8 protein-coding genes and 2 pseudogenes are annotated in these 9,439 nt (G+C 72.0%); 5 read left to right on the forward strand and 5 right to left on the reverse strand.

The features are described from left to right. Position 1: 1 nt before the first annotated feature. On the reverse strand, positions 2-895 hold the full coding sequence (locus tag VFZ09_RS38670; RefSeq protein ID WP_329732799.1) for an undecaprenyl-diphosphate phosphatase: 894 nt from the start codon (positions 893-895) through the stop codon (positions 2-4). Positions 896-975: 80 nt separating this feature from the next. Between VFZ09_RS38670 and VFZ09_RS38675 the strand changes: the two genes are divergently transcribed. Then, positions 976-1,467 carry a YchJ family protein gene (locus VFZ09_RS38675; RefSeq protein WP_329732800.1) on the forward strand — a complete coding sequence of 164 codons (492 nt, stop codon included), beginning with the start codon at positions 976-978 and terminating at the stop codon, positions 1,465-1,467. A gap of 51 nt (positions 1,468-1,518) precedes the next feature. Here VFZ09_RS38675 and VFZ09_RS38680 read toward each other — a convergent pair whose 3' ends face one another. Then, positions 1,519-3,090 (reverse strand): Do family serine endopeptidase, encoded by a 1,572-nt coding sequence (locus VFZ09_RS38680; protein WP_329732801.1) that lies wholly within the window; start codon positions 3,088-3,090, stop codon positions 1,519-1,521. Positions 3,091-3,282: 192 nt separating this feature from the next. Here VFZ09_RS38680 and VFZ09_RS38685 point away from each other — a divergent pair. After that, positions 3,283-3,345, forward strand: a pseudogene (locus VFZ09_RS38685) (SEC-C metal-binding domain-containing protein); the annotation flags it as partial. A gap of 63 nt (positions 3,346-3,408) precedes the next feature. Further along, the gene (locus VFZ09_RS38690) at positions 3,409-4,566 is read left to right on the forward strand and encodes a hypothetical protein (protein ID WP_329732806.1); all 1,158 of its coding nucleotides are present in this window, start codon (positions 3,409-3,411) and stop codon (positions 4,564-4,566) included. Positions 4,567-4,747: 181 nt separating this feature from the next. Here the strand turns inward: VFZ09_RS38690 and VFZ09_RS38695 are convergent, their stop codons facing one another. The 3 genes from VFZ09_RS38695 to VFZ09_RS38705 all read right to left on the reverse strand — a co-directional run bounded on the left by VFZ09_RS38695 (position 4,748) and on the right by VFZ09_RS38705 (position 7,961). After that, positions 4,748-5,665 carry a DUF2381 family protein gene (locus tag VFZ09_RS38695; protein ID WP_329732802.1) on the reverse strand — a complete coding sequence of 306 codons (918 nt, stop codon included), beginning with the start codon at positions 5,663-5,665 and terminating at the stop codon, positions 4,748-4,750. Positions 5,666-5,731: 66 nt separating this feature from the next. Continuing rightward, positions 5,732-7,579 carry a protein kinase domain-containing protein gene (locus tag VFZ09_RS38700; RefSeq protein ID WP_329732803.1) on the reverse strand — a complete coding sequence of 616 codons (1,848 nt, stop codon included), beginning with the start codon at positions 7,577-7,579 and terminating at the stop codon, positions 5,732-5,734. Continuing rightward, entirely contained in the window at positions 7,557-7,961 is a 405-nt protein-coding gene (locus tag VFZ09_RS38705) for a hypothetical protein (protein WP_329732804.1), read from the reverse strand. The genes VFZ09_RS38700 and VFZ09_RS38705 overlap by 23 nt, the downstream gene beginning before the upstream one ends. Before the next feature lie 637 nt (positions 7,962-8,598). Here VFZ09_RS38705 and VFZ09_RS38710 point away from each other — a divergent pair. Together VFZ09_RS38710 and VFZ09_RS38715 are read left to right on the forward strand one after the other, a co-directional pair. Next, positions 8,599-9,081 carry a hypothetical protein gene (locus VFZ09_RS38710; RefSeq protein ID WP_329732805.1) on the forward strand — a complete coding sequence of 161 codons (483 nt, stop codon included), beginning with the start codon at positions 8,599-8,601 and terminating at the stop codon, positions 9,079-9,081. Further along, a pseudogene (locus tag VFZ09_RS38715) lies at positions 9,071-9,439 on the forward strand (hypothetical protein); the annotation flags it as partial. The gene VFZ09_RS38710 and the pseudogene VFZ09_RS38715, both read left to right, overlap by 11 nt.

The raw sequence follows: 9,439 nt of genomic DNA on the forward strand, positions 1-9,439 counted from the left end.
CTCAGTCCGTTCCCTGCCTCTCCACGGGCACCTTCAGAGGCGTGTTGGCGGTATCCACGTTCTCCACTCCGGCCAGGGGGCGGAGGATGCCCTGGTGGAGGAGCACCAGCAGCACCACGCCCAGCACCACCCGGTAGACGATGAAGATGAGGGTGGAGCGCTTGCGCAGGTAGCTCAACAGCCAGGCGATGGCGGCCCATCCCGAGGCGAAGGCCACCAGGGTGCCCGTCACCAGGGCCATGGTGGAGGGACGCTCGGTGGCCTCCAGCAGGTGCTTGAGCTCGAAGATGCCGGCCAGGGAGGTGGCGGGGATGGAGAGCAGGAAGGAGTAGCGCGCCGCGTCCTCGCGCCGCAGGCCCAGGGACAGGGCGCCGGTGATGGTGGTGCCCGAGCGCGAGGAGCCGGGGATGAGGGCGAGCGCCTGCCACAGCCCGACGATGAGGCCATCGCGCCAGCGCATGTCGTCCAGGGTGCGCTTGTGGGAGGCGAGCCGCTCCACGACGAAGAGGATGAGGGCCAGGACGATGAGGCTGCCGGAGATGACGTAGAGGGAGCGGAGGGAGCCCTCGATGGTCTTCTTGAAGGCCAGGCCGCAGATGCCGATGGGCAGGGTGCCGATGAGGACGAACCAGGCCAGGCGCGAGTCGGTGGTGCCGAAGGGCTCGCGGCGCGCGAGGCCCTGGAAGAAGGCCCGGAGGAGGGTGACGATGTCCTTGCGGAAGTAGATGAGGACGGCGGCCACGGTGCCGAGCTGGATGACGGCGGAGTAGGCGGCGCCGGGGTCGGGCCAGCCGAGCAGCTCCGGGACGATGCGCAGGTGCGCGGTGGAGCTGATGGGGAGGAACTCGGTCAGTCCCTGGACGAGCCCGAGGACGATGGCTTGGAGAAGACTCATACGTGTGGGGAAGTGGATGTATGCGCTACCCTGCGGGGCAGCAAGAGCCTTCGTCGCGCGCTGTCGTCCGGGAACGTCCAATGCCCCCTGCCCCACCCTGTCCCTGCACCTCTGGCCTGCGCTACCGGGAGTGTTGTGCGCGCTACCATCGTGGAGAAGCGGAGGCGCCGGACGCCGAGGCGCTGATGCGCTCGAGGTACAGCGCGTTCGCGCTGCGGGAGGTGGAGTACCTGTGGCGCACGCTGCACCCGGAGCACCCGGACCGTGCGAGGCCGAAGGAGGAGGTGCTGCGGGAGCTGCGGGCGGTGGCGAGCGGGCACAAGTACCCGAGGTTGCACGTGCTGGACCGCCAGGCGGCGGACGAGACGGGGAAGGCGGTGGTGCTCTTCTACGCGCGCATCTTCGAGAAGGGGAAGGACCGCTCGTTCGTGGAGCGGTCGGAGTTCCGTCACGATGGGACGGGGTGGCGCTACCTGAGGGGAGACGGGATGCCGTCGAGCGAGAGTCCCCGTCCCCCCGAGACCCTCACCCTGCTCAATTTCCCCTCGCCCACCGGGAGAGGGACGGGGTGAGGGTGCCACGCCCCTCGGGTTGCCCCCGTGCCCCCACCGTGCCGCCCTGCCCTACTCGGCGGGAATCGTGAGGGCCCGGAGCACGCGGTTCTCACCGACCTGGATGCGCAGCAGCAGCACGGCCCCGGGCTTCTGAGCACGGACGATCTGCGCGAACTCACGCGGATTGCGCACGGGCTTCCCCCCGGCCTCGACGACGACCATGCCGGGCATGAGGCCGGCGCGGTCGGCGGGAGAGCCGGGGTCCACGGCGACGACCATGGCGCCCTGGCGGACACCCGGAGCCATGCGCGGGTCCACATCCTGGAGACGCAGGCCGAGCTTGCGGCCGGTGTCCTCCTCGCGGCCCTGCTCGGGGGTGGAGCCGTTGCCCTCGAGGTCCGGGCGCTCGCCGAGCTTCACCTGCAGTTCCTGCTGCTTGCCGTTGCGGAAGACGGTGAGCTTCACGGTCTCGCCGGGAGGGCGGAAGCCGATGTCGCGGGTGAGACCGCGCGAGGACTCGACGGGGGTGCCGTTGATGGCGGTGATGACGTCATCCTGCTTGATGCCGGCCTTGGCGGAGGGAGTGCCCTCCTGCACGCCGGTGACGATGGCGCCCTTGCGCGCCGGCACGTTGAGGGCCTGGGCGAGCTCCGGGGTCAAATCCTGCACGGACACGCCGAGCCAGCCGCGGCGGATCTTCCCCTTCTGCAGCTGGGGCAGGAGCGCCTTGGCCATGTTGGAGGGGACGGCGAAACCAATGCCCGTACCGCCGCCGACGATGGCGGTGTTGATGCCGATGACCTCGCCGCGCATGTTGAAGAGGGGCCCGCCGGAGTTGCCCGGGTTGATGGCGGCATCCGTCTGCAGGAAGTTGTCATAGGGGCCGGCCTGGATGTCGCGGGCGCGGGCCGAGAGGATGCCGGCGCTGACGCTGGAGGTGAGGCCGAACGGGTTGCCGATGGCCACCACGCCATCGCCCACGCGGATGTCGTCCGAGTTGCCGAGCCGGGCCACCGGCAGGTCGTGGACGTTGCCCTTGAGCTGGATGAGGGCCAGGTCGGTGAGCGGATCCCTCCCGAGCACCTTGGCGTCGAACTCGCGGCCGTCGGTGAGGCGGACACGGATGTCGATGGCGTTCTCCACCACGTGGTTGTTGGTGAGGATGAGGCCGTTGGGGTCGATGATGAAGCCGGAGCCCTCGCCCTGCTGGACGCGCTCCTCGTTGGGCATGGCACCGGGAGGCATGCCGGGGCCGCCAGGGCCGCCGAAGAAGCGCTCGAAGAGATCGCTCGGCATGCCTTCCATGGCGGGGGCACGCGCCTGGACCTGGACGTTGACGACGGTGTCCTTCACGGCCTCGACCAGGTCGGCGATGGACTGGGTCGGCCCCGAGCCGCCCACCGCCGCGGGCTGTTGGGGAGCCGGCTGGGGCTGTTGCGCCTGCTGAGCCTGGCCGGCGCCTCCCGTGCCCGGTGCCTTGTCCTCGGAAGGAGCCGCGGGAGCGCGGGCCTCCGGTTGCTCCGTGGCGGGCCGTGCGGGCGCCGGCTCCCGGGTGCGGGCCTCACAGCCGGTGGCGACCGCCAGCATGAGGGCATTGAACAGGATGAACTGCTGCCAGAAGACCGAACGGGCGTGCTTCATCAAGGGGCATCCTCCCTTCGAGGGAAGATGAGGACCCCCCGCCGACTGACAACCACACGTCATTGAGGGAAAGGACGGGAGGGAGGGCTCTCGCCCGCCCCCTCCCTCTCGCCCGGATGGAGAGCACACCGGGCGGCGGAAGTAGTGCCGCCGGAAACGACTTCTCCCGTTGGGCGTGATAGGGCTCTGGCCATGCCATCCCGTAACGACCCCTGCCCCTGCGGCAGTGGACAGAAATACAAGCGGTGCTGCCTGGGTGAGGTACGGCGCTCCGCTGGACACGGTCTCGCGTCCACGCGACGCCCCCCTCCCACCGGGGTGGATGAGATCACCGCCGAGGCCGCCGTGCTGGCGGAGCAGGTGTTGACGTCCCCCAACCCCTTCCCACAGGTCTCGCATGCACTCATCCTGCTGCGGGAGATGTTCCGCGAAGGCGGGCCGCTGGCGTCCTTGCGCTGGTCCTGGGACGAGCTCGTCCCCGTCGTCGAGCGGCACATCTTCCGGGTGACGGACGAGGTGGAGGACATGGAGGAGCGCCGGGAGCGGCTGTTCGATCGCTGTGCTCCGGAGCTGCTCGATGCCGGGCGCGTGGAGCGATTCAACCAGGGGCTGCGCCAGGCGTTGATGACACCGGGGCGGACCCTGGAGGAGCGGCGCGCCCTGGCGCTGGTGGTGTTGGAGATGCGGGGCCGTCCCCGCCACCCGCCGTACACGTACTGGCGGCACCACACGTTGGCGTGGCTGATGATGGCGCAGGTCACGGAGTGGGCGGCGCGCCGCAGCCGGATGAACACCGCCGTGGGGTGGGCCCTGGGCGAGGAGCCCGGCCAGGGCAGCGGGCCGGGGATGAGCCCGCGGGCCATGCTGCGGGCCATGGAGGCGCCAGAGCAGGTGCTGGCGGCCGTGAGGGACGCGGCACGCGCGGATCCGGAGCTGCTCGAGCTGCTGGCGCGGTACGAGCAATCCATCCTGCGCTCCATCCTCCACGGCGAGACGCCCGAGGTGCTCCATGGCGAGGAGTGGTTGTGGATGACGGTGGTGTTGCGTGAGCCGCTGCGGCTGGAGACGCCGGAGCAGGCCGAGCACGTGGACGTCGGGGCGCTGCTGGCCAGGCTGGACGAGGAGGTGAAGCACGCCGTGCTGACACGAATGGAGGCCGCCGGCAGGGAGCGCTCGTCGCCGCCAGAGGCGCAGCAGTGGTTCGAGTGGGCCTACCGGGTGCTGGTGGTGCGTCCGCTGGCCATCTACGGGGCGTTCGCCAAGGCGCGCGAAGCGCCCCTGCTCGAGCGCTTCGAGGGGGAGGCGGTGCTGGTGAGCGAGCTGCAACGGCGCGAGCGGTGGCACGCGAAGGACCTGGAGCCCTACCGGCTGCGGCTGGCGGCGCGGGACGCGCACGGGGCCGAGCAGCGCGTGCGGCGGCTCCAGGCCCTGTTGCGCGCAGAAGCACCCGCGCCGGGCTCCCGCGCGAAGGGGTGAGCCCGCTCCCGCCACCTGCTTCTCTTTCTCGGCGATGCGTGCAACCCGTGGAGGACAAAGGCACGCTCGTCCTACTTACTCCCGAGCGCCTCACCGCCTCCAATCCCGAGCATCTCGCCCCGGGCCGGTATGTCCCCCCTGGCGGGCCTGGGGCCACCGCTCGTGGGGCGGGTCACCGCACTCAGGGAAAGCGTACGCCGCGCACGGTGAAGGTGCGCGCTCCACCCGCCTCGCCCAGCTTCAGCAGGAACGTGCCCTGGACTGACTCCACCGGCGCCTCCGCCTCCACCACGAGCCGCGCCTGCCCTCCCGGCAACAGGGGCCCGGACTGCCATACCCGCGTCACCCGCAGCCGGACACCTTCCGCGCTCACCAGCTCCGCCCCCTCCGTCGTCCAGGCCAGGGCACTCGTGTTTTGCACCTTCAGCTCCACCGCCACCTGCTGCCGTGCCTCGGCGCGGTAGCTCCAGGCCTCCGTCACCAGGAGCGGCGCTCCGGGACGTTGGGTGAGGCTGCTCTGGAGCTCGCGCACGAGGATGCCCAACCCCTTCTCCACCAGCCCGGCCTCCAGCACTCCCAGGAGACCTCCGGAACACGGCCCCGGCGGACGGGCACGCGCCTGCGCCAGCGCGGCCTCGCACCGCTCGGCCCGCTCGCGCTGCTGCCGCTGCAACGACTCCCGCGAGCGGGGCTGGCGGTACACCCGCACCTCATGCTCGGCCCGGAGCGCGTCCTCCACCAGCTGGAAGGTGACGCCGCCGGGCACCTGCCCGTCCGCGAAGCGCACCGTCACCCGCGGCGGCCTGTCCGCCGGCGGCGCCCGCGTGGGCAGCAGTGTCACCATGCCCTCGGCCTCGTTCACCGCCACCTTCACCCCCTGCCCGCCCTCCACCCGCACGCCACCGGGTTGCAGCGGCGTGTCGAACAGCAGCGTGGTGGACTGGTGGGGGCGGATGCGCACCGGGTGCTGCTCCCCGGCGTTCTCCGCCGTCAGCTCCAGGTGGCGTGCGTCCGGCGTGTCCCCTTCCTCCGCGTGGGGCGCGGCGGGCGTGGACACGAGGAGCGCGGGCAGCAGGGGGGCGGCGAGCAGTGTGGACATGGGGGTGACCTCCAGAGTGGCCCACACTAGCAGGGCCTCGGAAGTCGGCCCCTCCTGTTCCTCCCGTCAGTCGAAACGCGGAGGAGGCTGGTTGTACCGCGACGCCTCGCCGAAGCGTTTCACCGGACGCAGTTCCGCCGTGCTGCGGACGACGGCGGTGTCCTGGCCACTGCCCTCCTCCCTGGCCCAGCCCCACCGGGTGTTGGAATGCACCTCCAGGCACACCGGATAGGCCTGGCCCTCGGGGGTATACGCCTGGGTGAGGCGCGCCTGCACCCGCTCGCCGAAGAGCAACTGGCCGGTGAACAGGGTGTTTTTCGGCAGCTTGCCCCAGTGGTCCTGGCCATTGAGACGAATCGTCACCAGGCCCGGCCTCACGGTGGTCGTCGCCTCCCCCGGAAACGGGTGAATGGAGACTCCCTCGGACTCGCGCGTGAGCTCCAGTTCCTGCATCGCCTGGGCGGCACCGGGGGGGCACTCGGCGGGAGGCGGCAGCGGGGGCGTGGGCAGCACCTGGGCGGTGGTGGCGGGGCTGGGGCAGCCGGTGGCCAGGGCGCAGCCGAGCACGGCCGCGCCCACCTTCGTGGCCGGGGAGCCCGTCTGCTTCGGGACAGGGGGAGCCTTGGCTGGAGTCTTCACGTGCTTCTCCGGGGGCAGCGTCGCGGGGGCGACGGGCGCGGGAGTTTCCGCCCCAGGGGGCGCCGCGCCGCCGTCACCTTCTGGCCGCTTCCACGGGGACGCCACTTCCTGGCCGCCCGGCTCCAGGCTGATAGGAAGGAACTCCTCGGGTAGGCTGGCGCGAGGTGTCCCCACCGGTGACGCGGTGCGCACGGCGGCGGAGGGCGAGGGGCGCAGGGCGAGCCACAGCCCCAGGCCCAGCACGAGCATCGCACCGGCGGCCAGCAGCGCCCGGCGCGAGCGGACGGCGGGCCCCGTGGCTTGCCGGGCCCGCGCGGCCACCGGGGCCTCGTCCGCCGCTGGCGCCACCTCGGGCCCGGCGAGCGGCGAGGACTCCTCCGCGGCCACCGGGCTCATGGCCACTTCGGGTGTCACCTCGGGCTTCTCCTCCGACTCGACGCGCGGTACGGCCTCCGCCGCAGCCGCCTGGGGCACCTGCACCTCGGGTGCCTCCCGTTGCGCGAGCAGCGGCACGGGCGGCTCCACGGGCGCCGTGCCCACGGGGAGCGCCTCGGGCGGCGCGGGCCCAAGCAGGGTGGACACCTCGTCGGGCGCACGCGGTTTGCCTCGTACCGGCACCCGGGCGTAGGAGGCCAACCGCTCGTAGAGCGCCAGCACGTCTCCCCCGCGCCACATGTCGCCCTCGAGCACGGTGGTGGCGTGGTGCGGCCCCCAGGCCTCGCACAGCGGCTGCCGCCATGTGTCGTCCGCCTCCTGCACCGCTTGCGCGAGCGCCGCCTCCACCGCGAGCGCGTCCGCGTACCGCTCCCCGGGCGCCTTGCGCAGCATGCGCCAGCACACCTCGCCCAGCGCCCGTGGCACCCGGGGGTTGGACACGTGCGGCACCGGGGGCTCCTCGTGCAGGACGGCATGCACCAGCGTGCCCTCGCGGCCCAGGAAGGGCCGCCTGCCCGTGAGCGCCAGGTAGAGCTCCACGCCCAGCGCCCACACGTCGTCGCCCGGACAGGCGCGCGAGTCCTCCAGGCCGCGCCAGGCCCGCCACACCCGGGGGCTGAGGTAGGACCAGGTGCCTGGGGGAAAGGCTCCCGTCAACCGGGGGGCGTCCTCGTAGGTGGCCACGCCGTAGTCCACCAGCACCACCTGCCCCTCGCCATGCACCAGCAGGTTCGCCCCTTTCACGTCGCGGTGCACCACGCCGGCCGCGTGCACCACCGCCAGCTGGTGCGCGCCCTGGCCGAAGAGTTGTGCCACCTCAAGGGCACAGGGGTTGTGCACGCGCGTCCACACGTCCAGCGGGCAGCCCGCGCACCAGCGGCATGACGAGGAAGAGGTAGAAGGGGTGGTGCGCGGGCCACACGCCCTCGTCCACCAGGGGCAGGCCGCCCGCGTGGCTGAGCTTCGCCAGCACGTCGCGCTCGCGCCAGGCCCAGCGCGCCGCGCGCGGCAGGAAGAGGAACTTCACCGCGTACTGGCGGCCGCCGCGCGAGGCGCGGAACACGGTGCCCTGGCCCCCGGTGCCCAGGCGCGCCTCCAGCGTGTAGCCGGCCACCACCAGGCCCGGCCGGGGCCGCCAGGGGGAGGACTCCTCCTCCAGGGACTCCAGCGCCCCTGGCCGCTGCTGCTCCTGCTCACCGCTCCGCGCGCCGGCCTCGCTCATGCACACCACCTCCGGGGTGGGCCAGCCTACATGACGGCTCGAGGCGTGCGGGACACCCGATGGAAATCGTCCGGAGCCTGTCGTGCCCGTCCACGCGGTGGACCCCCCCCCCTCACAAGCCCCCGTGAATGCCACTGGGGGTGGGCTTGACTGGTAGACGTCTACCAGTCATGTGGCCGCATGTGCGCCCATGTACGCCTTGAGTGGTAGACGTCTACCAGTGCCCCGGTCGGGCAGGGGCTCCGTGCGTACACCTGGGCATCCATCGTCCTCACCCGCCCATCCGAACCTCTGGAGTCACCGGGTTACCGACGGCTGCCGTCACTCTGGATGGGGAGGTGTAGTTGTCGCTGAGCACCCCATGCACGACAGACGGACGCAGCCCCAGAGTGATTGGCGCCGTGCCGCGACCGTCCGAAGTGCCGACGCCTCGGAACGGCGCGGTTGCCGGGACAGAGGACCCAGGGGAGCGTACAGGCCGCGAAGTGGGGCAGGGCTGGCAGACCCCGGGGACTGTAGCTGCGTCGCCGCATGACATGTGCTCGCCAGACTCACCCGAGAGAACCATCGTTTCCGTGGCTTACGGCTCTATCAGGAATGGCGAGTAAGGTGGGAGCATCATCCACTGGAGGCTCTGATGACTTCCACGCTGCTGGTGCTGCTACTGCTCTCCCAGGCGGAACGGCCTGAGGACCCGCCTGCTGGTGCGATGAAGCCGCCGCTCCCGGCGTCCCTGGCGGGAGGAGGGCACTCCCTCACGCGCGTGGAGGACTCCGGGCTGGCGCTGTTGCCCGGCGGCGGGGCGGAAGGACTGGAGAGCTACGCCCAACGGACCCCCATGCTGGTGCTGGACGGAGGCGAGGCGCTCGGCGTCAACCTGGGCGCCCCGGTTCGGCTGCGTGTGGGTGGAGGAGTTGCAGGGGCCGGGCTGGTGCGTCGCGAGGACTGGGACAGCCTCTCGGACTGGGGGCAACTGTACTCGGGCCAGGTGCGCTGGCGCTTCGGCCACACGCTGGACGCGCTGGCCGAGGGCGGAGCGCTGCTGTTTCCGGAGGCGGATGGGGCATTGCGCCCGGGTGCCTTCGCCTCGCTGGGCCTGGGGGTGGACAATGCGCGCTGAAGCGTGGGTGCGCAGGTGGGCGGTGCTGTTCGGCGCTGTGCTGCTCTCCACCGGCTGCGTCACGCTCGGGCCACGACAGGGCGGCAGCACTGCGCAGGCCGTCCACGCCCTTTCCTCGCTGAGGGAGGTGGGCGCCCCGGCCCCCTCCCTCGAGGCGTCCTCCCCTGTTGCCCCTCCTGCGGCGGGCGAGCACGCATTCTCCTCCGAGGCGGGCGGGCAGGAGCGGCTGCACCGCCGCCGCAGCGCCCGCGGGCTGGGCCCGGACGCCGCCCTGGCGAGCGCGGGCGAGGCACCCGCGTCCGAGGTGGCCAGCACGGGGCCTGTCCCCGAGGAGCCGCCCTCGTGCGGAGGGCAGGCC

Origin of the sequence: Archangium sp. (genome assembly GCF_036277355.1) — a bacterium.
Classification (GTDB): Bacteria; Myxococcota; Myxococcia; order Myxococcales; family Myxococcaceae; genus Archangium.